The sequence below is a fragment of the Pseudomonas sp. PLB05 genome (assembly GCF_021106615.1).
Classification (GTDB): Bacteria; Pseudomonadota; Gammaproteobacteria; order Pseudomonadales; family Pseudomonadaceae; genus Chryseomonas; species Chryseomonas benzopyrenica.
This window is the reverse complement of the sequence record NZ_JAJOHO010000001.1, coordinates 590,928-614,413: the sequence shown is the minus strand read 5'-3', so window position 1 is coordinate 614,413 and position 23,486 is coordinate 590,928. Positions and strand designations below refer to the sequence as shown.

The 23,486-nt window shown below is 65.4% G+C and carries 22 protein-coding genes and 1 tRNA gene; 7 read left to right on the top strand and 16 right to left on the bottom strand.

Annotated features, from left to right (window positions below; all coding sequences use genetic code 11):
* Positions 1-9 precede the first annotated feature (9 nt).
* The 3 genes from LRS53_RS02900 (at position 10) to LRS53_RS02890 (ending at position 3,465) form a co-directional block, all read left to right on the top strand.
* Positions 10-783, top strand: coding sequence for an NYN domain-containing protein (locus tag LRS53_RS02900; protein ID WP_231354872.1), 774 nt, complete (start codon positions 10-12; stop codon positions 781-783).
* A 154-nt stretch (positions 784-937) separates the two neighbouring features.
* Entirely contained in the window at positions 938-2,179 is a 1,242-nt protein-coding gene (locus LRS53_RS02895) for a zinc-dependent alcohol dehydrogenase (RefSeq protein WP_017642201.1), read from the top strand.
* Positions 2,180-2,232: 53 nt separating this feature from the next.
* A complete protein-coding gene (locus LRS53_RS02890; protein WP_231354871.1) occupies positions 2,233-3,465 on the top strand; it encodes an NAD(P)/FAD-dependent oxidoreductase in 1,233 nt (410 codons plus the stop codon).
* Positions 3,466-3,475: 10 nt separating this feature from the next.
* Here LRS53_RS02890 and LRS53_RS02885 read toward each other — a convergent pair whose 3' ends face one another.
* The gene (locus LRS53_RS02885) at positions 3,476-5,368 is read right to left on the bottom strand and encodes an alkaline phosphatase family protein (protein ID WP_231354870.1); all 1,893 of its coding nucleotides are present in this window, start codon (positions 5,366-5,368) and stop codon (positions 3,476-3,478) included.
* 138 nt (positions 5,369-5,506) lie between these two features.
* On the opposite strand from LRS53_RS02885, the gene LRS53_RS02880 reads away from it, so the two are divergent.
* Complete coding sequence (locus LRS53_RS02880; protein ID WP_231354869.1) at positions 5,507-6,817, top strand: DEAD/DEAH box helicase; 1,311 nt, start codon at positions 5,507-5,509, stop codon at positions 6,815-6,817.
* A gap of 330 nt (positions 6,818-7,147) precedes the next feature.
* Here LRS53_RS02880 and cysS read toward each other — a convergent pair whose 3' ends face one another.
* Both cysS and LRS53_RS02870 read right to left on the bottom strand, forming a co-directional pair.
* A complete protein-coding gene (gene cysS, locus LRS53_RS02875) occupies positions 7,148-8,533 on the bottom strand; it encodes a cysteine--tRNA ligase (protein WP_231354868.1) in 1,386 nt (461 codons plus the stop codon).
* Positions 8,533-10,221, bottom strand: a complete 1,689-nt coding sequence (locus LRS53_RS02870) for a glutamine--tRNA ligase/YqeY domain fusion protein (protein ID WP_231354867.1) — start codon at positions 10,219-10,221, stop codon at positions 8,533-8,535. Before LRS53_RS02870 ends, cysS begins: the two co-directional genes overlap by 1 nt.
* Before the next feature lie 146 nt (positions 10,222-10,367).
* Here LRS53_RS02870 and LRS53_RS02865 point away from each other — a divergent pair, with 146 nt between their 5' ends.
* The 3 genes from LRS53_RS02865 (at position 10,368) to LRS53_RS02855 (ending at position 12,584) form a co-directional block, all read left to right on the top strand.
* Positions 10,368-10,862, top strand: a complete 495-nt coding sequence (locus LRS53_RS02865; protein ID WP_007158996.1) for a peptidylprolyl isomerase — start codon at positions 10,368-10,370, stop codon at positions 10,860-10,862.
* Positions 10,859-11,587: a UDP-2,3-diacylglucosamine diphosphatase gene (gene lpxH, locus LRS53_RS02860; protein WP_231354866.1), complete on the top strand. Its 729-nt coding sequence runs from the start codon at positions 10,859-10,861 to the stop codon at positions 11,585-11,587. The genes LRS53_RS02865 and lpxH overlap by 4 nt, the downstream gene beginning before the upstream one ends.
* Before the next feature lie 184 nt (positions 11,588-11,771).
* Complete coding sequence (locus LRS53_RS02855) at positions 11,772-12,584, top strand: HDOD domain-containing protein (protein ID WP_231354865.1); 813 nt, start codon at positions 11,772-11,774, stop codon at positions 12,582-12,584.
* 73 nt (positions 12,585-12,657) lie between these two features.
* Here LRS53_RS02855 and LRS53_RS02850 read toward each other — a convergent pair.
* The 13 genes from LRS53_RS02850 to aroC all read right to left on the bottom strand — a co-directional run bounded on the left by LRS53_RS02850 (position 12,658) and on the right by aroC (position 23,401).
* Positions 12,658-12,747: transfer RNA gene (locus LRS53_RS02850), tRNA-Ser, on the bottom strand.
* A gap of 533 nt (positions 12,748-13,280) precedes the next feature.
* Positions 13,281-14,018: a proteasome-type protease gene (locus LRS53_RS02845; protein ID WP_231354864.1), complete on the bottom strand. Its 738-nt coding sequence runs from the start codon at positions 14,016-14,018 to the stop codon at positions 13,281-13,283.
* 95 nt (positions 14,019-14,113) lie between these two features.
* Positions 14,114-14,914 carry a transglutaminase family protein gene (locus LRS53_RS02840; protein ID WP_231354863.1) on the bottom strand — a complete coding sequence of 267 codons (801 nt, stop codon included), beginning with the start codon at positions 14,912-14,914 and terminating at the stop codon, positions 14,114-14,116.
* Positions 14,911-15,864, bottom strand: coding sequence for an alpha-E domain-containing protein (locus tag LRS53_RS02835; RefSeq protein WP_231354862.1), 954 nt, complete (start codon positions 15,862-15,864; stop codon positions 14,911-14,913). The genes LRS53_RS02840 and LRS53_RS02835 overlap by 4 nt, the downstream gene beginning before the upstream one ends.
* A gap of 62 nt (positions 15,865-15,926) precedes the next feature.
* Entirely contained in the window at positions 15,927-17,336 is a 1,410-nt protein-coding gene (locus tag LRS53_RS02830; RefSeq protein ID WP_017642188.1) for a circularly permuted type 2 ATP-grasp protein, read from the bottom strand.
* Positions 17,337-17,593: 257 nt separating this feature from the next.
* Positions 17,594-17,935, bottom strand: a complete 342-nt coding sequence (locus tag LRS53_RS02825) for a ribonuclease E inhibitor RraB (protein ID WP_017642187.1) — start codon at positions 17,933-17,935, stop codon at positions 17,594-17,596.
* Between the two features lie 104 nt (positions 17,936-18,039).
* Complete coding sequence (gene speE / locus LRS53_RS02820) at positions 18,040-18,891, bottom strand: polyamine aminopropyltransferase (protein ID WP_231354861.1); 852 nt, start codon at positions 18,889-18,891, stop codon at positions 18,040-18,042.
* Positions 18,892-18,987: 96 nt separating this feature from the next.
* A complete protein-coding gene (locus LRS53_RS02815; protein WP_026083979.1) occupies positions 18,988-19,200 on the bottom strand; it encodes a PLD nuclease N-terminal domain-containing protein in 213 nt (70 codons plus the stop codon).
* Between the two features lie 105 nt (positions 19,201-19,305).
* A complete protein-coding gene (gene mtnC / locus LRS53_RS02810; protein ID WP_173148039.1) occupies positions 19,306-19,992 on the bottom strand; it encodes an acireductone synthase in 687 nt (228 codons plus the stop codon).
* On the bottom strand, positions 19,989-20,540 hold the full coding sequence (locus LRS53_RS02805; protein ID WP_017642184.1) for a 1,2-dihydroxy-3-keto-5-methylthiopentene dioxygenase: 552 nt from the start codon (positions 20,538-20,540) through the stop codon (positions 19,989-19,991). The genes mtnC and LRS53_RS02805 overlap by 4 nt, the downstream gene beginning before the upstream one ends.
* Positions 20,537-21,151, bottom strand: a complete 615-nt coding sequence (locus tag LRS53_RS02800) for a methylthioribulose 1-phosphate dehydratase (protein WP_017642183.1) — start codon at positions 21,149-21,151, stop codon at positions 20,537-20,539. The genes LRS53_RS02805 and LRS53_RS02800 overlap by 4 nt, the downstream gene beginning before the upstream one ends.
* Positions 21,135-22,295 (bottom strand): MFS transporter, encoded by a 1,161-nt coding sequence (locus LRS53_RS02795; protein ID WP_231354860.1) that lies wholly within the window; start codon positions 22,293-22,295, stop codon positions 21,135-21,137. Before LRS53_RS02795 ends, LRS53_RS02800 begins: the two co-directional genes overlap by 17 nt.
* A 14-nt stretch (positions 22,296-22,309) precedes the next feature.
* Positions 22,310-23,401, bottom strand: coding sequence for a chorismate synthase (aroC, locus tag LRS53_RS02790; RefSeq protein WP_160923530.1), 1,092 nt, complete (start codon positions 23,399-23,401; stop codon positions 22,310-22,312).
* Positions 23,402-23,486: the final 85 nt, after the last annotated feature.

The window sequence follows — 23,486 nt, the reverse complement described above, 5'->3', positions numbered from 1 at the left end:
GGAGTTTTCATGAGCAAGATCGCCAAACCCACCGAATCCAGCCAGGCACGCCTGGCGGTGTTGATCGATGCGGACAACGCGCCGGCAGCCATCGTCGACGGCCTCATGGCGGAGATCGCCCGCTTCGGTGTGGCCAGCGTCAAGCGCATCTATGGCGACTGGACCCAGCCGCAGCTGAACAGCTGGAAGAAGGTGCTGCTCGACCACTCCATCCAGCCGGTACAGCAATTCGGCTACACCAAGGGCAAGAACGCCACCGACAGCGCCCTGATCATCGACGCCATGGACCTACTCTACACTCGTCGTTTTGACGGTTTCTGCCTGGTCTCCAGCGACAGCGACTTCACCCGCCTGGCGGCGCGGCTGCGTGAGGAAGGGCTGACGGTCTACGGTTTCGGCGAGGAGAAGACGCCGGATCCCTTCGTCTCGGCCTGCGACAGGTTCATCTACACCGAGATCCTCAGGTCCAAGCCGCGCGAGGAGAGTCGCGAGACGACGCCGGCCGACAAGCCCGCGACCACCAACCGTGGCAAACCCAAGCTGAGCGCCATCCTCAAGCTCATCGAGCAGGCGGTGGAAGACGCCTCCGACGAAGGCGGTTGGGCCAACCTGGGCCTGGTCGGCACCAACCTGGGCAAGGTACGTCCGGACTTCGATGCCCGCCTCTATGGGCATCGCAAATTCAGTGGCCTGGTGAAAGCCCATGGCGACCGATTCGAGGTTCAGGAACGGGATCCCGCCGATGGCAGCGCGGGCAAGGCCGTGTACATCCGCAACCGTTAACGCCGTTCCGCCTGCCTGGCTCTGGCCCGGGCATCGGCGGCGAAATTCCACGAGCAGGCGCCATCAAGGTGCCATACCACCGGTCAGACATCGTGGAACCGCTCGGCTGGCGGTGGCCTCAACCCTAGGTTAATGCAGCCCTACGGAGACCGCCATGCGAGCCTTGACCTACCACGGTGCCCACGATGTCCGCGTTGATACCGTCCCCGATCCGACCATCCAGGACGCCGACGACATCGTCCTGCGGGTGACCGCCACGGCCATCTGCGGCTCGGACCTGCACCTCTACCGCGGCAAGATTCCGACCGTCGAGCACGGTGACATCTTCGGCCATGAGTTCATGGGTATCGTCGAGGAAACCGGTCCGGCGGTCACCGCCGTGCAGAAGGGTGACCGGGTGGTGATTCCCTTCGTCATCGCCTGTGGCAGCTGCTTCTTCTGCAACCAGGACCTCTACGCGGCCTGCGAGACCACCAACACCGGTCGCGGCGCCATCCTCAACAAGAAGCAGATTCCGCCGGGCGCGGCCTTGTTCGGCTTCAGCCATCTCTACGGTGGCGTACCGGGCGGCCAAGCCGAATACGTGCGCGTACCTAAAGCCAATACCGGCCCCTTCAAGGTGCCCGGCACCCTCGCTGACGAAAAGGTGCTGTTCCTTTCCGACATCCTGCCGACCGCCTGGCAGGCCGTGCTCAACACCGGCATCGGCCAGGGTTCGAGCATCGCCATCTATGGCGCCGGACCGGTCGGCCTGCTGTCGGCCGCCTGTGCGCGGATGCTGGGTGCCGAGCGTATCTTCATGGTCGATCACCACCCCTATCGCCTGGCCTATGCCCAGCAGACCTATGGCGTCATCCCGATCAACTTCGACGAGGACGACGATCCGGCGGCGACCATCATCGAGCAGACGCCCGGCAAACGCGGGGTCGACGGCGTGGTGGATGCGGTGGGCTTCGAGGCCAAGGGCAGCACCACCGAGACCATCCTCGCCAACCTCAAGCTGGAAGGCAGCAGCGGCAAGGCCCTGCGCCAGTGCATCGCGGCCGTGCGGCGCGGTGGCACCGTGAGCGTGCCCGGGGTCTATGCCGGTTTCATCCATGGTTTCCTGTTCGGTGATGCCTTCGACAAGGGCCTCACCTTCAAGATGGGCCAGACCCATGTGCAGCGCTATCTGCCGGAACTGCTCGAACACATCGAGCGTGGCGACCTGGCACCGGAGGCCATCATCACCCACCGGATGTCCCTGGAGCAGGCGGTCGAGGGCTACAAGATCTTCGACAAGAAGCAGGAGGACTGCCGCAAGGTCATCCTGACGCCGGGGCGGACCGAACCGCTGATTCCCGAGCGGCTGGAAGAACCCCTGGCGGCGCCCCTGGGTCAGGCTGGCGTGGTCTAAGAACCTAGCACCTCGCGTACAATGGCGGTTTTCCGTAGCTCCTGGATGCCGCCATGTCTCTCTCCCCCGCCGCCCCTGCCGTCGCTGTCATCGGGGGCGGCCCCGCCGGGCTGATGGCGGCCGAGACCCTGGCCGCCGCCGGCATCCCGGTGGATCTCTTCGATGCCATGCCTTCCGTGGGTCGCAAGTTCCTGCTGGCCGGCGTGGGCGGCATGAATATCACCCATGCCGAAGAGCAGGCCACCTTCCGCCAGCGCTATCGCGAGCGGGAAGGCGACGTCAGCTCCTGGCTCGATGCCTTCGATAGCGATGCCCTGCGCGCCTGGATCCATGAGCTCGGCATAGAGACCTTTGTCGGCACCTCGGGACGAGTGTTTCCCGCCGACATGAAGGCCGCGCCGTTACTGCGTGCCTGGCTGCATCGCCTGCGCGATCAAGGCGTGCGCATCCACACCCGTAGTCGCTGGTTGGGCTGGGACGCCGAGGGTCGGCTGCGCCTGGCGACTCCGGAAGGCGAGCGACTCCTGCAGGTCCAGGCCTGTGTACTGGCGTTGGGCGGCGGAAGTTGGCCGCGCCTGGGTTCGGATGGCGCCTGGCAGGCCTTGCTGGCCGAACGTGGCGTCACACTGCGACCGCTGGAGCCGGCCAACTGCGGCTTCGAGGTCACTGGCTGGACCGACTTTCTCAAGACCCGCCATGCCGGCGCGCCGATCAAGCCGGCCGCTCTCGCCCTGCCCGGCCAACCGCCGCGCCAGGGCGAATTCGTCCTTACCGACACTGGGATCGAGGGGAGCCTGGTCTATGCGCTGTCCGCCGAGATCCGCACGGCCATCGAACGCGATGGCCAGGCGATCCTGAGCCTGGATCTGGCGCCCCAGCGCGACCTGGCCGAACTGGGGCGCGCCCTGGCCAAGTCGCGCGGCAGCCAGTCCCTCGCCAACCACCTGCGGCGCCACGCTGGGATCGACGGCGCCCGCGCCGCCCTGCTCCGTGAGCTGGCGCCACCCGAGGCCTTCCAGGAAATGGCCCAACTGGCCCAGGCCTGCAAGGCCGTGCCGCTCACCGTGGTCCGACCGCGCCCCCTGGCGGAAGCCATCAGCAGCGCCGGCGGCGTGCCTCTGGAGGCACTGGACGACGGCCTGATGCTCCGGCAATTGCCTGGCGTCTTTTGCGCGGGTGAGATGCTCGATTGGGAAGCCCCCACCGGCGGCTATCTGCTCACCGCCTGCTTCGCCAGCGGGCGTGCGGCGGGCCAGGGCGTGCTGCGCTGGCTGGCGAGGCGCTAGGCCTCAGGCCTCAGGCCGGGCGCTCGACGAACTCGGTGGCCGGCGAGCCATCGGCATTGTGCTGGCGAATCACCGCTGGGCGCCCTTCCTCATCAAGCAGGACCTGGCCGATGCCGGCACCGTTCCACAGCCGCTCGCCGGCCTCGCGGCGATCGGGCAGGCGTGGCTGCAGCTCCCAGCGGCGGCGCTTGGTGAAGCCGTTGAGCGGCGACCAGGGCGCATAGAGCCAGCGATTGAGTCGATCCAGGGTCGCCAGCAGGCGCGGGGGAAATTCGTTCTTGATGCCGCTGCTGGTGATCTGCCAGAGCCGCGGCTCGCCGCGTCTGTCGCGGATGCGGATGTCGTAGACGAAGGAATAGTGCACGTCGCCGGAGAGCACCACGTAATTGCCCGGGGTGCGTCGGTGGCGAAAGATGTTGAGCATGGTCTTGGCCGCGCCGGGGTGGGCCATCCAGTTCTCGGCATCCACCATCAGCGGCTGGCCGAACCAGGTGAAGATACGCTGCACCGCCTCGATCAGCTTGACGCCGAACATGGGCGCGGCCGAAACGATCACCGCCGACGGATGATCCAGCAGGTCCTGCTGCAACTCGCAGAGCGCCTCCCAGTCCATCAGGCCTGACGGGTGCTCCAGGCGGCGTTCGCTGCGCCAGCGGCGCGTACGGGTGTCCAGCACGATCAGCGGTGGTTCGGTCTTGAGTACATAGTGCCAACCTTGGAACCGCAGCAGATCGTCGATGCACTGATTCTGCTCCGCACAGTCCAGTTTGCCGTCGTCTCCCGCGGTGGCCAACAGGCAGGCGGTGGCGGCTAACGGCTCGGCGACCGATTCCGGCGCATTGCCCCAGGCCTGGCAGAGCAGATAGGCCAGCAGGGCATTGCCGAGGATGCGCCGAGAGAAGGGATGCCCATAGGCCGTCTCCTCCCAGCGGGCGGATAGATTCCAGTCGTCGGTGACGTCGTGGTCGTCGAAGATCATCAACGTGGGTACCCAGGCCAGGGCCCGCGCGGCCCGGGGCAGAGTCGCCACGAAGCCTTCGATGCAGCGCGACTCGGCGGCGTAACGCTCATGGTCCTTATCGTCGAGCGCCGGTGGCACGACCTCGATCAGGCTCCAGGGCGTGGGGGACCAGCAGAGCAGATAGACCGCCAGCACCTCGCTCAGGGTTACCAGGTGATTGTGGGCATTGGTGGAGGTGAAGATCGGCTTTTCCACCCCACCAAAGAATTTCTCGCGCAGCGCCCGATTGGACTTGAAGGCCGGCAGCAGGTCTTCGCGGTGATAGAGGTTGGCGGCATGGGCCATCAGCGCGTCGCTGTCCGCCACCACCGCGCCTTCGAGAAACTCGCCATGGAGTCCGAGGCGACGGATCAGCGCCTGCACCGCCAGCAGCATGGGCCCCGCGACGTCGTCGGCATAGACCTGATCACCGGTAAGCAACAGGGCCGCGGGCCGCTCCTCGGGGGTCGCACTGGCCTGCAGCAGGCGATCCACCGCGATCAGGCCATCGGCCGAGGCGTGATGGGGCTTGCGACAGGAGCCATGGAGCAGATGATCGAAGCGCGCGCGCAGCACCAGGCATGGCAGGTCCCCGTCGGCCGAGAGCAGGTGTGGGGCCCAATTGCGGATGCCGCCCGCGGTCAGCTGCAGGTCGTAGTGGATGAAGGTATCGGTCGGCAACTCGACCTTGGGCCTGACCTCCAGCAGCTGCAAGTAGGCCTGTGCGCCCAGGCGCAGGCACTGGACCTCGCTCTGAGCCTCCCACTCGGCTTCACCCTGCCAGAGTCGCGGCACAGGCGCCTCGGCGGTGGTGGTCACCAGCCAGAGCAGCAACCGCGACGACTCGACCCGGCGCAACAGCGGACCGGCCAGTACCGGGGGCAAGGTAGAGGTATCGCTCATGGGTTCTCCTGTAGACGCAGAACTGACCACTATGCCGCGTCGGGATTCAGCCCGCAGCCGCCGCCTGGCTACAAAGTTTGAGCGCGCATCACAGTCGGCCTAGAATTCGCTCCCTTTTCGTCGCCATCCGGGCCTGTCATGACCTTTGCCGACCTCGGCCTCATCGATCCGCTGCTGCAGGCGCTCGCCGCCCTGGAGCACAGCTCCCCTACCCCCATCCAGCGCCAGGCCATCCCCGCGGTGCTGGCGGGTCGCGACCTGCTGGCCGCCGCCCAGACCGGCACCGGCAAGACCGGCGCCTTCGGCCTGCCGCTGCTGCAGCGACTGGTGCAGGAAGGCCCGGCGGTGGCGCCCAACCATATCCGCGCGCTGATCCTCACCCCCACCCGTGAACTGGCGGAACAGGTCCATGCCAGCCTGCGCGACTATGCCCAGCATCTGCCCCTGCGCACCGCGGTGGCCTATGGTGGCGTGAGTATCAATCCGCAGATGATGAAACTGCGCAAAGGTGTGGATGTGCTGGTGGCGACCCCGGGCCGGCTGCTCGATCTGTTCAGCCAGAACGCCGTGCGCTTCGACCAGGTGCAGCTGCTGGTGCTGGACGAAGCTGATCGCATGCTCGACCTGGGCTTTTCCCGGCAACTGGGCGAGCTGTTCGTCATGCTGCCGCGCAAGCGCCAGACCCTGCTGTTCTCGGCGACCTTCTCCGACGCCGTGCGCCAACTGGCCGCCCCGGTGCTGCGCGATCCCCAGACCCTCGACGTCAGCCCGCGCAACACGGCCGCCGTCACCGTCAAGCAGTGGGCGGTACCGGTCGACAAGAAGCGCAAGACCGAACTCTTCCTGCACCTCTATCGCAGCGGTCGCCACGGCCAGGTGCTGGTGTTCGCCAAGACGCGCAAGGGTGTGGAGCAACTGGTGGAGGCGCTGCAGGCCGAAGGTCTGGCCGCGGAATCCATCCATGGCGACAAGCCGCAGCCCGCGCGGTTGCGCGCCCTCGCCCGCTTCAAGGCCGGCGAGGCCGACATCCTGGTCGCTACCGACGTCGCTGCCCGCGGCCTGGACATCCAGGACCTGCCGCTGGTGGTCAACCTGGACCTGCCCATCGTTGCCGAAGATTACGTGCACCGCATCGGCCGCACCGGGCGCGCGGGCAACCAGGGCCAGGCGGTTTCACTGGTCTGCGCCGATGAAGTCGAGCAACTGGCGGCCATCGAGACGCTGATCGGCCAGATCCTCATGCGCCGCGACGAGCCGGATTTCATCCCCGACCACCGCGTCCCCCAGACCGGTCCGGGCGGATTGGTCATGAAGAAGCCCAAGAAGCCGAAGAAACCCAAGGTGGGTGGACCGGTATCCGACAAGCCCCTGGGTCGCTGGGTGGAAGACGGCAAACCCAAGGTCAAGTCGGTGCGCAAGTCGCCCGGCTTCGGCAAGCCACGCAAGTAACCGTAAGGAGCGGTGGAATGGCGGTAGACGGGTGATCGCGGCCATGACCGTAACAGACCCTAGGTTGGGCTGAGCGTAGCGAAGCCCAACCGGTCTTGCTCGGGGCCGGTTGTTGGGCTTCGACGATAAAGCCGTCTCAACCCAACCTACGAAAACAGTGCCAGCCCGTAGGAACGGCCGTAGGTTGAGTTGCGCGCAGCGAAGCCAACGGGTCTTGCCCAGAGCCCGCACTGTTGGGCTTCGACGATGGAGCCGTCTCAACCCAACCTACGGCCCCGTAGGAGCGGCCGCATCGGCGGACCGCCAGGGCCGCGCTATGCTGGGCGTCGTTTACTCCGCCAGGCGCCAGGTGGTGCCGCCCTTGCCGTCTTCCAGCACCACGCCCAGGGCGGTGAGCTGGTCGCGGATGCGGTCGGATTCCGCCCAGTTCTTTTCCGCGCGCGCGGTCAGCCGGGCCTGGATCAGCGCCTCGACCTCGGCGGCATCCACCCGCCCCGCCGCATCGGCGCGCAGGAAGGCTTCCGGCTCCAGCTGCAGCACGCCCAGCACCTCACCCAGTTCGCGCAGACGCCCGGCCAGGCCAGCCGCCGCGGCAGGATCGCTCTCGCGCAGGCGGTTGATCTCGCGGGCCAGCTCGAACAGCACGCCGCAGGCACCGGCGGTGTTGAAGTCGTCGTCCATGCACTGGGCGAAGCGCTCGGCGTAGCTTTCGCCGCCTTGCGCCGGTGCTTGCGGCAGGCCCTTGAGCGAGTGATAGAAGCGCTCCAGAGCACCCTTGGCTTCGCGCAGGTTGTCTTCCGAGTAGTTGATCGGACTGCGGTAGTGGCTGGCGATCAGCAGGTAGCGCACCACCTCGGGGTGGTACTTCTCCAGCACCTCGCGCAGGGTGAAGAAGTTGCCCAGGGACTTGGACATCTTCTCGCCATTGATGGTGATCATGCCGCAGTGCAGCCAGGCGTTGGCATAGGTCTTGCCAGTCGCCGCCTCGCTCTGAGCGATCTCGTTCTCGTGGTGCGGAAATTCCAGATCGTTGCCACCGCCGTGGATGTCGAAGGTCTCGCCCAGGCAGCAGGTGGACATCACCGAGCATTCGATGTGCCAGCCCGGTCGCCCGGCGCCCCAGGGCGACGGCCAGCTCGGCTCGCCCGGCTTGGCGGCCTTCCACAGCACGAAGTCCAGCGGATCTTCCTTGGCCTCGCCCGGCTCGATGCGCGCGCCGATGCGCAGGTCCTCGACGCGTCGCCGCGACAGCTTGCCGTAGCCAGCGAAGCGGTTGACCCGGTAGTAGACGTCGCCGTTACCCGGGGCATAGGCATAGCCCTTGTCGATCAGGGTCTGGATCATGGCGTGCATGCCATCGATGTGATCGGTGGCGCGCGGCTCCTGGTCGGGCTTGCGGATATTCAGCCGCGCCTCGTCCTCGTGCATCGCCTCGATCATCCGCGCCACCAAGTCGGTGAAGGGCTCACCGTTGGCATTGGCGCGCTTAATGATCTTGTCGTCGATGTCGGTGATGTTGCGCACGTAGGTCAGCTCATAGCCGCTATGGCGCAACCAACGGGTGATGACGTCGAAGGCCACCATGCTGCGACCATGCCCCAGGTGGCAGTAGTCATAGACGGTCATGCCGCAGACGTACATGCGCACCTGCCCTGGTACCAGCGGCGTGAAGGCTTCCTTGGTCTTGGTCAGAGTGTTGTAGAGGTGCAGCGCCATCATTGCCCCCAGGAATCGCGCAGGGTCACGGTACGGTTGAACACCGGCTTGCCGGGTGCCGAGTCCTTCAGATCGACGCAGAAGTAGCCTTCGCGCTCGAACTGGAAGCGGTCTTCCGGTTGGGCCTGGGCCAACGACGGCTCGGCACGGCAACCCTTGAGCACCACCAGGGATTCGGGATTGATGTTGTCGAGGAAGCTGCCACCCTCCTCGCTCTTCTCCGGCTGCGCCGAACGGAACAGGCGATCGTAGAGGCGCACCTCGCACTCCACGCTACCTGCGGCCGGCACCCAGTGGATCACGCCCTTGACCTTGCGGCCCTCGGGATTCTTGCCCAGGGTGTCCGGGTCGTAGCTGCAACGCAGTTCGACCACGTTGCCGTCGGCATCCTTGATGGCCTCATCGGCACGGATCACGTAGCTGCCGCGCAGGCGCACCTCGCCACCCGGCTCCAGGCGCTTGTAGCCCTTGGGCGGATTCTCTTCGTAGTCGCCCTGGTCGATGTACAGCTCGCGGGTGAAGGGCAGCTGGCGCACGCCCAGATCCTGCTTGGGATGCCGTGCCAGCTCCAGATTCTCTACCTGGCCCTCGGGGTAGTTGGTGATCACCACCTTGAGGGGCCTCAGCACGCACATGGCGCGCGGAGCGTTCTGGTCCAGGTCCTCGCGGATGGCGAATTCCAGCATGGCCACGTCGACCACGCCATTGGAACGGGTCACGCCGATCATCTCGCAGAAGTTGCGGATGGCGGCCGGGGTGTAGCCACGGCGGCGATAGCCCGACAGGGTCGACATGCGCGGGTCGTCCCAGCCGTGCACATGAGCCTCGTCCACCAGTTGCTTGAGCTTGCGCTTGCTGGTGACGGTGTAGTTCAGGTTGAGGCGGGCGAATTCGTACTGGCGCGGCTGGGCCGGCACCGGCAGCTTGGCCAGGAACCATTCGTACAGCGGGCGATGGTCCTCGAACTCCAGGGTGCAGATGGAGTGGGTCACGCCTTCCAGGGCATCGGACTGGCCATGGGTGAAGTCATAGCTCGGATAGATGCACCAGGCATCGCCGGTCTGGTGGTGATGGGCGTGACGGATGCGATAGAGGATGGGATCGCGCAGGTTCATGTTGGGCGAGGCCATGTCGATCTTGGCGCGCAGCACCTTTTCGCCGTCCTTGAACTCGCCGGCCTTCATGCGGGCGAAGAGGTCCAGGTTCTCGGCCACCGAGCGGTCGCGGAAAGGACTGTTGCGACCCGGCTCGGTGAGGCTGCCGCGGTATTCGCGAGCCTGCTCGGGAGTGAGGTCGCAGACGTAGGCCAGGCCCTGCTCGATCAGGTTGACGGCCCAGGCGTAGAGCTGGTCGAAGTAGGCGGAGGCATAGCGCACCTCGCCGGCCCAGTCGAAGCCCAGCCAGTGCACGTCGCTCTTGATGGCGTCGATGTATTCCTGGTCTTCCTTGGCCGGGTTGGTGTCGTCGAAGCGCAGATGGCAGTCGCCGCCGAATTCCTTGGCCAGGCCGAAGTTCACACAGATCGACTTGGCATGGCCGATGTGCAGGTAGCCGTTGGGCTCCGGCGGGAAGCGGGTGACGATCTTGGCCTGCTTGCCGGCGTCCAGGTCAGCCTGGACGATCTGCCGCAGGAAATGCGCGGGGGCGGCTTTGGCGGCGGTGGACGAGTCGGAAGTCGGCTTGCTCATGGGATCCTTAACTGGGCAGACGCACGGCCAGGGTAGGCCGAGCAAAGGTAAACCCGTATCATAGCCCAACCCGTCAAGTCCCGGCGAAACCCTTGAGGCCCTCGCCGGGTCTGGATGCTGTCCCCCTTAGCTACGGATTCGCTGCCATGATCAAGCTGCACACCAACCACGGCGTCATTACCCTGGAACTCTTCGAGGACAAGGCGCCGGAAACCGCGGCCAACTTCAAGGAATACGTCAAGAGCGGTCACTACGACGGCACCATCTTCCACCGCGTGATCAGCAACTTCATGGTCCAGGGCGGTGGTTTCGAGCCGGGCATGAAGCAGAAGCCGACCCGCGCCCCGATCAAGAACGAAGCCAACAACGGCGTCTCCAACGCGATCGGCACCGTCGCCATGGCCCGCACCATGGATCCGCACTCCGCCTCGGCGCAGTTCTTCATCAACGTGTCCGACAACACCTTCCTCAACCACACCGCGCCCACCAGCCAGGGCTGGGGCTATGCGGTGTTCGGCAAGGTGGTCGAGGGCATGGACGTGGTCAACGCCATCAAAGGCGTCGCCACTACCAGCAAGGCCGGTCACCAGGACGTGCCGAGCGAAGACGTGATCATCGAGAAGGCCGAGATCGTCGAGTGATTCTACTGGTCTCCGACCTGCATCTCGAACCGCAACGCCCGGACCTGGTCCGGGCGTTTTTGCATTTCCTCGAAACCCGTGCCCGCGGTGCCGAGGCGCTGTACATCCTTGGGGATCTGTTCGAAGCCTGGATCGGCGATGACGCCATGGGGCCCTTCGAGCAGGAGATCGCCACCGCCCTGCGCCAGCTGGCCGACAGCGGCACGGCCGTCTATCTGATGCATGGCAATCGCGACTTCCTCATCGGCAAGGCCTTCTGCCGCCAGGCGGGTTGCCGCTTGCTGCCGGATCGCCATATCGCCGACTTCCCGGGTCGCCGCGTGCTGCTCATGCATGGCGATACCCTCTGCACCCGCGACGAGGGCTACCAGAAGCTGCGTCGCATCCTGCGCCATCCCCTCACCCTCTTCGTCCTGCGCCACCTGCCGCTGGCCAGCCGCCAGAAGCTGGCGCGCAAGCTGCGCAGCGAGAGTCGCCAGCAGACCCGCGCCAAGGCCATGGACATCACCGATGTCACCGAGGCCGAAGTCGAGCGCGAACTGCGCGCCGCCCGGGTGACGACGCTGATCCACGGTCATACCCACAGGCCCGCCCACCATGAGCTGCTGCTTGATGGCCAGGCGGCCGAGCGTATCGTGCTGGGGGATTGGGACCGCCGTGGCTGGGTGCTGGAAGCCAGCGAAGCGGGCCTGACCCAGGTCGATTTCGCTCTCGACGAACGGTAATAGCGCGGCCAGGCATGCCTGGCTTTCTTGCAGCAATTACCTGATCAGCAAGGCAATTTTGCTTGGCTACCCGGTCGCGGCCACTCCGGCTGCGACCGATCGTCACATGGTCGCTACAGAAATCCGCACGGGTGACCGATGACGAGGGTGTAAGGAGATGTAACCCTTTTCCGCGGAGACGCCCATGCAACTCGACACCCTCTTTGCCCAGCTGCACAACCTGCCCAATGTCCCCGAAGTGGCGCAGGTCCTGATCCAGCAGTTCGACGACCCCAACACCAGCATCGAAACCCTGTCGCGCACCGTGGCGCGCGATCCGGTCATCGCCGCCAAGGTATTGCGCCTGGCCAACTCGGCGCGCTTCCGCGGCGCCCGTGAATCCACCAGCATCGAAGACGCCGCCCTGCGCCTGGGCTTCAACACCCTGCGCACCCTGGTACTGGCCTCGGCCTTCGCCGGCGGCTTCAAGGCCGCGCCCGGTTTCGATCTGCAGGCCTTCTGGTACAACAGCTTTCTGGTCGCCAGCCTGTGCAAGCCACTGGCCAAACAAGCCGGCCTGGACCAGGAAACCGCCTTTACCTGCGGCATGCTCCACGACATCGGCGAATTGCTGATCCAGAGCGGCGCCCCCGAACTGGCACCGAGCCTGGCCGGTCGGGCCACCGCCAGCAGCCATCGCGCCGCCGACGAGACCCTGCAACTGGGCTTCGGCTATCCGGAAGTGGGTGCCGAACTGGCCCGCCGCTGGCAGCTGCCCCAGGTCCTGCGCGACGCCATTGGCTACCAGGCCCGCCCGCTGCAGGCACCGGAAGGCAACGGCTACGCCCTGATCGTGGCCCAGGCGGTCGCCGTGGCCGAGGTGCTGCAGGAGAATGTCGGTGACAGCAAGGTGCAGGACCTGAGCGGTCCGCTGTTCGCCAGCATCGACCTGGCGCAGCTGACGGCCGTACTGCCCAACGCCCGGGATACCGCCGCGACCTTTGCCCAGGCGGCCTGACCCACCGGCGCCTGACCAAATCGCAGGCAAGAAAAAACCCCTGGAGCTGGGCTCTCAGGGGTTCTCTCAGATCTGGCGGTGAGGGAGGGATTCGAACCCTCGATAAGATTTCTCCTATACACACTTTCCAGGCGTGCTCCTTCAACCGCTCGGACACCTCACCAGATTTGCTCGGCGGCTGCATCTGCATCACCGAGGCGCGCAACTATAGGCAAAGGCGATTTCGATGGCAAGCTTTTTCTTCAATCGATTCATACATTTGCACGCAACGCCGGGAAGGTCCGCTGCTCCGCGTCGTTCACGGGATGACCGGTCAGTCGCCTCTCTGCCCTGCGTTACCTTCTATACCTCCGACCAACGGTAGCGTCGCGAGCATTTTTCCAATTGCCTGAAAGCAAAGGAGAAATCGTCTAGTGCGACATTTTTGATAACCGGCTGGCCGGTCATCGCCACAAAACTGAAATTTATGTTCTATAGCTACTGGATAGTGCTCAAGCCTGCGGGTATCAGTAACTGCATGCCGCTGTCGCGCAAGCGCTTCCCGCTGAAGACGTAAAGGCTTCAAACAGCTAACAATAAAGGCCCCGAGTCATGTTCAAGAATCCCGTCCCCAAGTGGCGTCAGGCGAGTTTCGTGCTCATCGTCACCACCGTCGTACTGGTCATCCCCAATCTTTCCCGGTTCTTTGGCTGATCCCTAGCGCCAATAACCCGCTGGTGCTGCCGGCAAGGCTGCCAGCAGGTCACGCAGCCCCTCTCCCCAGCCTTTACGCAAGGCCTGGAAGTAGGGATCGTGCTCGTCGATCCGATGGCTGCTGACCTGCGCCAGCGCATCGCGCGGATAGACCACCAGATCCAGCGGCAGCCCCACCGATAGATTGCTGCGAATGGTGGCGTCGTAGGACAGCAGCGCGCAGCGCAGGGCTTCTTCCAGCGGCGTTGCGAAGGTCAGCGCCCGATCCAGGATGGGCTTGCCGTACTTGCTCTCGCCGATCTGGAAATAGGGCGTGTCCTCGGTGGCACCGATGAAATTGCCGTGGGGATAGAGGTTGTACAACTCCGGCTCCGCGCCGCGGATCTGCCCGCCCAGGAGAAAGGAACAGCTCAGATCCAGGCCATGACCGCTGGGGGCATCCTCGGCATCGCGCTGCAGGACCTCGCGCAAGGTCTGCCCTAGCAAGCGGGCGGCCTCATACAGAGTGGGCACTCCGTGCAGGTTGTCCTGTTCGCTGTCCAGGCGCTGCCGCAACAGGCTGATGACTGCCTGGGAGGTAGCCAGGTTGCCCGCCGACTGGATGGCGATCAGGCGCTCGCCCGGAATTCGGAACAGATGCAGTTTGCGAAAGGTAGCGATGTTGTCGACTCCGGCATTGGTGCGGGAATCGGCGACGAACACCAGGCCGTCGTGCAGTTTCATGGCGACGCAATAGGTCATGCGAACCTCGGGTATCGAGACGGTTTTGCCGCAGCGGTGAGGAAAAAGAAAAGACGACCCCTGGCCGTCTCTTCGTACGCTGCCGGCAGTGCTGATTATTGCTGTTGCTGCACCTGCTGCAACGGCTCGACCAGCACCTTGGCCTCCATGTGCTCCACCCCACCACCGCGGCGCATGCCGCGTACCGGGCAGGCATCCAGGTAGTCCAGGCCGACGGCCAGCCGCAGGTGGCGCTCCGGTCGGGTCAGGCGATTGGTCACGTCGTAGCTGTACCAGGCGCCGTCATGCCAGGCTTCCGCCCAGGCATGGCTGGAGAGGTGCGCGCTGTCGTCGGTGCACAGATAGCCGGACACGTAGCGCGCCGGGATGCCCAGGCTGCGGGCGCAGGCCAGGAAGGCATGGGCATGATCCTGGCAGACCCCGGCGCCCTTGGCGAAGGCCTGGGCGGCATTGCCGTCCACCTCGGTGGAGCCGGGTACATAGATCATGCGCTCGTGCAGGCGCTCCATCAGCTGGATCAGGCTGTCGCGATCCCGGCGACCGTCGCAGACCTCACGGGCGAAGGCGGTCAACGCCTCGTCGGCCTCGGTCAGCCGGGTCTGACGCAAAAAGGGAAAGGCCGAGGCCTGGCAGGGTTCCGCCTCGAAGGTCTCGTCGATCTCCACCTGGCCGCTGGCGGTGATGGTGATGGCGTTGTGGGGCGTGTCCAGGGTCAGCACATGGAGGATGTTGCCGAAGGGATCGCGTTGCGCCCGCGCCGGCCGTGGCAAGGCCAGCTCCCAGCCAAGGATCTTCTGGCGTGCATCGTCCTGAGGCGTGAGGCGCAGGTACTGGATGCTGGCGCGGACCTGATCGGCATAGCGATAAAGCGTTTCGTGATGGATCGCGAGCCTCATACGGCCTCCAGGTAAGCGGTGTTGATGGCGCTGGCGAGCTGGCGGACATGGACGATGAAATCACCGATCCAGGCGTGCAGTCCTTCGTCCAGCACCTCGTCGATGCTGGTGTAGCGCAGCCGCGCCTCGAGACCCGCGGCCAGACGCTTGGCCTCGCGGCCATTCTCCCCGGGCAGACTGGCCAGCACCCGGTGCAGCTCGATCACGCAGGCCAGCAGCGAGCGTGGCAAGTCTTCCTGCAACAGCAGCAACTCGGCGCCGTTGCGCACGTTGAGGGCATCCCGGTAGAGCTCGGTATAGGCCTCGAAGGCACTCAGGGCGCGCAGCAGGGCACTCCACTGATAGAAGCCGCGGGCGGAGGCGTCACTGATGGCTTCCGCCTCTTCTTCCCCCAGCACCTGGTAGCGGGCGTCGAGCATGCGCAGGGTGTTGTCGGCGCGTTCGACGAAGGTGCCCAGGCGGATGAAGCGATAGGCGTCGTTTCTCATGATGGTGCCGACCGTGGCACCGCGGAACAGGTGGGAACGCTCCTTGACCCATTCGCAGAAGCGACTGATACCGAAGCGGATCAGGCCGGTGACGGCGATTTCGCGCATCTCCAGCCAGGTGGAGTTGACGTTCTCCCACATGTCGGCGGTGATGCGTCCACGCACCGCATGGGCATTGCTGCGTGCAGCTTGCAGGCAGCAATAGATGCTGCCGGGGTTGCGCTCGTCCAGGGCGAAGAAGTGCAGCAGGCGTTCGGGGTGCAGGGCGCCGTGCTTTTCCCGGTAGTCATCCAGGGTGCCGGTGATGAGCAATGGCATGGCCAACTCGTCCAGGCCTCCGCCCTGCCCGCTCTGCGGCATCATCGACAGCGAATAGCTGACGTCCAGCATCCGCGCGAGATTCTCGGCGCGCTCCAGGTTGCGGGACATCCAGTACAGATCGGCAGCGGTACGACTCAGCATGGTGGGGTCGCCTTTCAAAGGTCCTTGCGAGGCCGCCGTGGCGGCCACTGTTTCTTGGCGATCTAGTCCTGGACCACCCAGGTGTCCTTGGTGCCGCCGCCCTGGGAGGAATTCACCACCAGCGAGCCTTCGCGCAGGGCGACCCGGGTGAGCCCCCCGGGCACCAGGCGTGTCTTGCGCCCGGACAGCACGAAGGGCCGCAGATCGATGTGCCGCGGCGCGATACCGCTCTCGACGAAGGTCGGGCAGGTGGACAGCGACAGGGTCGGCTGGGCGATGTAGGCGCTGGGATTGGCCTTGAGCCGCGCGCGGAAGGCTTCGATCTCCAGGCTGCTGGCGGTGGGGCCGACCAGCATGCCGTAGCCGCCGGAGCCATGGACCTCCTTGACCACCAGCTCGGGCAGATTGGCCAGCACATGGGACAGCTCGTCCGGCTTGCGGCACTGCCAGGTGGGTACGTTGTAGAGAATGGGTTCTTCGCTGAGGTAGAAGCGGATCATCTCCGGCACATAGGGATAGATCGACTTGTCGTCGGCCACCCCGGTGCCGATGGCGTTGGCCAGGATGACGTTACCGGCGCGATAGGCGGCCAGCAGGCCGGGCACGCCCAGCAGGGAGTCCGGATTGAAGGCCAGGGGATCGAGGAAGGCGTCGTCGAGACGGCGGTAGATGACATCGACCTTGCGGAAGCCCGAGGTGGTACGCATGAACACCTGTTCGTCGCGCACCAGCAGGTCGGCCCCCTCCACCAGTTCCACGCCCATCTCCCGTGCCAGGAAGGCGTGCTCGAAGTAGGCGCTGTTGAACCGGCCCGGGGTGAGCACCACCACCGTGGGGTTGTTGACCGGGGTGGAGCTGCGCAGGGTATCGAGCAGGATGTTCGGGTAGTGGTCGATGGGCGCGATGCGCTCCAGGGTGAACAGCTCGGGAAACAACCGCATCATCATCTTGCGGTTCTCGAGCATGTAGGACACCCCACTGGGAGTGCGCAGGTTGTCTTCCAGTACGTAGTAGGCGCCGTCGCCATCGCGCACCAGGTCGACCCCGGCGATGTGCGCATAGATGCCATTGGGCAGGTCCAGCCCCTGCATGGCCAGCTGGTACTGGTCATTGGCCAGCACCTGCTCGGCGGGTATGACCCCGGCCTTGATGATGCGCTGGTCGTGATAGAGGTCGTGGAGAAAGAGATTCAGCGCCTGGACGCGCTGAATGCAGCCGCGCTCGATGATCTGCCATTCGCTGGCGGGGATGGCTCGCGGCAGGGCGTCGAAGGGAATCAGGCGCTCCGTGCCCTGCTCGTCGCCATAGAGGGTGAAGGTGATACCGGCGCGATGGAACAGCAGGTCGGCTTCGCGACGACGCTGGGCCAGGAGTTCCGGGGGGGTCTCGCTCAGCCATTGCGCATAGCGACCGTAGTGCGGTCGACAGTGCGCCTGGGCGTCATACATCTCGTTATACAGTTGGCGGCTCATGCCGATCTCCTTGTCACCCACGGTGCAGCTTCGCAAGCCGCGTGCCAGCGCCAGAGCCTTGTGGATCAAGCTCTTGCGAGGCGGCGGGTCGCGCGGTGCACCAAAGCCAGGCACGTAAGCGTGCGCATGCACCGCAACGTTTCCGTCATGAGCCTAAGACGGTGCGCCCGGCGGAAAGTGCGATGATTGAGCGGCGGGGTGATTACAGAGAATGAGACAGGCATCCCCTTCGGGATGCCGCCTCGACAAGCCAGGGATCAGGCGGAGCTGCGGCTGACTTCCTGGGTGACGCCCCAGCCATCGAGTTGGCCGCCCAGAGGCACCACCACCGCCTCGAGATCGCTTTCGAAATCGTCGATGGTGGCGTGGGTGGCGAACATCACCTTGCTGACCTGCAGATGCCAGCCCCCCTCTTCATGGGGCATCACCTGGGTGTTGAGGGACTCGCCGTGAAACTGGTCCGCAGCGATGCGGGCCTTGCCTTCGTCGGCGAAGATGGCGAAGAAGTCGATGGGATGGAAGCGGGCGAAGTCGAAGCCGCCCTCCTTCATCCGCTGCAGCAGGTTCAAGCTCACATCATCGGCAAACGACAAGGACATAGGACAACCCTCCTCTGGTTCGGATGATCTTCTCGCCGAGCCGTCGCTACCGACGCCCGGCGAGTCGCGGCTGAGCACTCGAACGGTGCCGCGACCGTCAGGGCTTACGCCTTGCCGATGGCCTCCAGCACGTATCGAGGTAGAGCAAAGGCGGCGGCATGCAGCTCCGGGGTGTAGTAACGGGTCTGGATGCCGGTATCACTGTAGCGTTGCGCCAAGGTTTCGGCACCTTGCCGACGCAAGGTCGCGTCCTTGCTGCCCCAGGCCAGGGTCATCACGCCCCCTATGTAGGTAGGCACCGCTGACAGATAAAAGTGCCAGTCGGCGAACAGCCCGGACATCCGGCTGGCGGTGGTCTTGACCTCGTCCAGCTGCAGGAAGGGCGTGCCATTCTGGGCCACCATCACGCCGCCGTCGTTCAGGCAACGATGGCAGGCCTGGTAGAAGTTCTCCGAGAACAGCACCTCGGCCGGACCGATGGGATCGGTGGAGTCGGAGATGATGACGTCATAGCGCTCGGTGGTGTTGGCGACGAAATTCATGCCATCGTCGATCACCAGATTCAGCCGCGGATCCTCGAAGGCGCCAGCCGAATGACCGGGAAAGTGCTCCTTGCACATCTCTACCACCGAGCCGTCGATCTCGACCATGGTGATGTGCTCGACACCTCGGTGCTTGGCCACTTCCCGCAGGATACCGCCGTCGCCACCGCCGATGATGAGCACCCGCTTCGGCGCCGGATGGGCGAGGAGTGGCACCTGGGTGAGCATCTCGTGATAGATGAATTCGTCAGCCTCAGTGGTCTGGATGACGCCATCCAGGGCCATCACCTTGCCCAGCACGGCGTTCTGGAAAATCACCAGGTGCTGATGCTCGGTACGCACCTCGTGGAGCAGGCGCTCGACGGTGAATCTCTGGCCATAGCCGTCGTAGAGGGTTTCCAGGTAGTCGCTCATGTCGATCTCCGCAGGTGGCGGGCCGAGACAGACAATGCCCGGCCAAAAGCCGGGCATTGTAAGAGCTGGATGTGACAGGCTCCAGCGCTGTGCTGGTTAGCCTTTATGGGTAGGCGCGGTGGCCGAGCGATTGCCGCGCGGACCGGCGGCGGCCCAGGCGATCAGACCGATCACCGGCAGCACGATGATGAGCACGGTCCAGCCGATCTTGGCATTGCTGGTGCTGTCACTGCGGATGACGTTGACGATGGCCCAGATGTCGAGCAGGAAGACGATGAAGCCCAGTACACCGCCGATGGTGGAATTGATCATGTCGCGACTCCCGTTGCGAGGACACAGGTCTCGTCACTTGGGACTGGCGATGGGGGCGTGGAGTTCGGCCGGCTCGCTTGGGAGCGCCGCCGGCCATGGGCCTCAACCGAAGGCGGTGAGATCGATGTCAGCAAAGGACGCCACGCACGGATGGTCGCCCAGCTGGCCACCGGCACGCACTAGACCGCAGGTCGGCAGACCGGCCTGGCGCGCGGCATCCAGCTCTTCCACCACATCGGAAAGGAACAGCAGTTCCGCCGGCGCATGGGTGGTCGCCGAGGCGATGCGGGCATAGGAGGCGGCCTCGCGCTTGCCGCCGGTCAGGGTATCGAAATACCCGGAAAACAAAGGCGTGAGATCGCCATGCTCGGAGCAACCGAAGATCAGCTTCTGCGCCTGGATCGAGCCCGAGGAATAGACGTACAGCGGCAGTCCGGCGGCATGCCACTGGCGCAGGGCCTGGACGGCGTCGGGATAGACGTGCCCCCGGAGGGTGCCGGCGCGATAGCCCTGCTCCCACACCTGCCCCTGCAGCGCCTTGAGCGGCGTGGCCTTGCGGTCGGTGGCGATCCACTCCAGCAGGATGGCGATCACCCGCTCCACGTCGGCGTCCAGCTCGCCGGCTTCGGCACGCACGGCATCGAGTTGCTCGGCCACCGCCGGCTCTCCGGCATGGGCGCGCACATGGGCCGGCAGGTGCGCGCGGGCATAGGGGAAGAGCACATCGAAGACGAAGCTGACGGCGCTGGTGGTGCCTTCGATATCGGTGAGGATGGCCTTGATCGTCACGCCTCGACCTCCAGGCGCGGAAAGCGCTGGGCGATGTCCACGCCAGTGAAGTGGGCGACCCAGCCGTCGGGATTGTCGAACAGGCGGATGGCGACGAAGGACGGCGACTCGCTCATGTCGAACCAGTGCGGCGTACCGGCCGGCACCGAGATGAGGTCGTCCTTCTCGCAGAGCACGGCATAGACCTGGTCGTCGATGTGCAGGGTGAAGAGGCCCTGGCCGGCGACGAAGAAGCGCACCTCGTCTTCATTGTGGCGATGCTCTTCGAGGAACTTGGCGCGTAGCGCCTCCTTCTGCGGATGCTCGGGATGCATGCTGATGACGTCGACGGTCTGGTAGCCGCGCTCTTGGATGAGACGATCGATCTCCGGTCGGTAGGCGGCGATCACCTCCTCCTGGCTGGCGCCGGGCGCCACCGGGGCGGTGGCCTGCCAGCGCTCGAAACGCACCCCGACCTCGGCCAGGGTGGCGGCGATGTGCTCGCCATCGCTGATCACCTTCAGCGGCTGGCGGGGTTCGGCATCATGGTAGACGGTCAGTCGGCTCATGGACGCAGGCTCCGGGTCTTGAGTTCGCATTCGAAGAGGAATTCGAAGGCTTCCACGTGGCGCAAGGCATCGGCCATGCGCGGGCCCCAAGTATAGAGGCCGTGCCCGCGGATCAGGTACCCCACGCAGTCGGGATGCACGTTCAGCCAGGTCTGCACCTTGTCGGCCAGGCGCGGGATGTCCTGGTCGTTGTCGAACACTGGGATCTCCACCCGCACGTCGTGGGTGGTGACGCCATGCAGGGCCTTTTGCAATTCGTAGCCGTCCAGCACCAGGCGATCGCCTTCGAGCTGGCGCGAGAGCACCGTCGAGTTCACCGAGTGGGTGTGCAGCACGGCGCCGATCTCCGGCTGCCAGCGATAGAGCTGGGTGTGCAGCGCGGTCTCCGCGGAAGGCTTCTTGGCCTCCAGCGGGGTGCCGTCGAGGTCGGTGGCGAGGATGTCGTCCAGCTCCAGCTGACCTTTGTGCTTGCCGGAGACGGTCAACAGCAGGCGACTGTCGGACAGCCGTACCGAATAGTTGCTGCTGGTGGCCGGCGACCAGCCGCGGCCATAGAGGAAGCGACCGGCGTCGATGATTTCCCGGGCCAGTTGCTCACGCTGCTGGATCATGGAGGGTTCTCCTAACGGACAAGAGGATGAGGAAGGCGCCTGCCAGCGCCGCCAGAGAGGCGCCGGCAAAGGCGGCAAGGGCACCGGACACCTGCCAGGCATAGCCAGCATACAGCGCGCCCAGCGCACCGCCAGCTCCGGACAGGGCGGCGTAGAGCGATTGGGCCTGGCCCTGGCGGCGGCGGTCGAAATGGGACTGGACGAACTGGATGGCGGCGGCATGGAAGCAGCCGAAGGTGGCGGCGTGCAGCAATTGGGCGAACAGCAGCACCGCGAGGTGATCGGCCAGGGCGCCCAGCAGCCACCAGCGCCCGGCGGCGATGAGAAAGGCGGCGACCAGCAGGGTGTTGAGCGACAGCCGCGCCAGCAGTTGGGGCATCACCAGGAAGATCAATACCTCGGCGACCACCCCCAGCGACCAGAGCTGGCCGATGACGCCGCGGCCATAACCAAGTGCTTCCAGGTGCAGGGTGAAGACCGTGTAGTAAGGGCCATGGGACAGCTGCATCAGTGCCGCGGCGATGAAGAAGGCCGGCACCCGCGGCTGGCGCAGGGTGGTCAGGAACGGCTCGGCCGGCGCCTCAGGGCGCTGGCCGGAGTCTACCTTGACCCCCGGCACCGCCAGCGAGGCCAGCAGGATGATCGCCATCACCAGCAGCAGATAGGCCGGATAGAGATCCAGGCTGACGTACTCGAAGGCCCAGCCCAGCCCCGCCACCGCGGCGATGAAGCCGATGGAGCCCCAGAGGCGAATGCGCGCATAGCGCTGCGGCTGATCGCGCAGATGAGCCAGGGTGATGGCTTCGAACTGGGGCAGCACCGCGTGCCAGAAGAAGGCATGACCGGCCATGATCAGCGCCAGCCAGGCGAAGCCCTGGCCGAGGTAGATACCGGAGAAGCACAGCAGGGTGCAGGCGGCGCCGAGGCGGACGATGCTCAGCCGGCGGCCGGTGCGATCGGCCAGCCAGCCCCAGAGGTTGGGCGCCAGTACCCGCATCAGCATGGGGATGGCCACCAGCTGGCCGATGGCGGTGCCGGAAAAGCCCAGGTGGTGGAAATACAGCCCCAGGTAGGGCGCCGTGGCCCCCAGCAGCGCGAAGTAGGCGAAATAGAAGCCCGACAGGCGCCAATAGGGAACCGGCATCGTCCGTCCGCGGATCAGAGCTGGGGCAGGACGGGCGTGTGCACTTTCACCTCGGCGTTCTGCGCGCGATGGCGCAGGAGGTGATCCATCAGCACCAGGGCCATCATGGCTTCGGCGATGGGGGTGGCGCGGATGCCCACGCAGGGATCGTGGCGACCCTTGGTGATGATATCCACCGGATTGCCGTGGACGTCGATGGAGCGACCCGGAGTGGTGATGCTGGAGGTAGCTTTCAGTGCCAGGTGGGCGACGATGGGCTGGCCAGAGGAGATGCCGCCCAGCACACCACCGGCGTTGTTGGACAGAAAGCCCTCCGGGGTCAGCTCGTCGCGGTGCTCGGTGCCGCGCTGAGCGACGCTGGCGAAGCCGGCGCCGATCTCGACGCCCTTGACCGCATTGACGCTCATCAGCGCATAGGCCAGTTCGGCGTCGAGGCGGTCGAAGATGGGCTCGCCCAGACCCGGCGGCACGCCGTCGGCGACCACGGTGATGCGCGCGCCTACCGAATCCTGATCGCGACGCAGCTGGTCCATGTAGGCTTCCAGCTCCGGCACCCGGTCCGGATCGGGGCTGAAGAAGGCGTTCTCCTCCACGCTGTCCCAGGTCTTGAAGGGGATCTCGATGGGGCCCAGCTGGCTCATGTAGCCGCGCACCCGGATGCCCTGGGTCGCCAGGTACTTCTTGGCGATGGCACCGGCCGCCACGCGCATGGCGGTTTCCCGCGCCGAGCTGCGACCGCCGCCGCGGTAGTCGCGCAGGCCGTATTTGTGGTGGTAGGCGTAGTCGGCATGGGCCGGGCGGAACAGGTCCTTGATCGCCGAGTAGTCCTTGGACTTCTGGTCGGTGTTGCGGATCAGCAGGCCGATGGGGGTGCCGGTGGTGACGCCTTCGAAGACCCCGGAGAGGATCTCCACCTCGTCCGCTTCCTGGCGCTGGGTGGTGTGGCGGCTAGTGCCGGGCTTGCGCCGATCCAGGTCGCGCTGCAGGTCGGCGATGTCCAGGGGCAGTCCGGGCGGGCAACCGTCGACGATGGCGACCAGCGCCGGGCCATGGCTTTCGCCGGCGGTGGTAACGGTGAACAGCGTGCCGAGGGTATTGCCGGACATGCGAGGGCTCCGCGCTACGGGTGAAAGGTATGGATGCAAAATGGGAATGGGCGATTTTACACGCGCCGTGGTCTTTTACACGGAT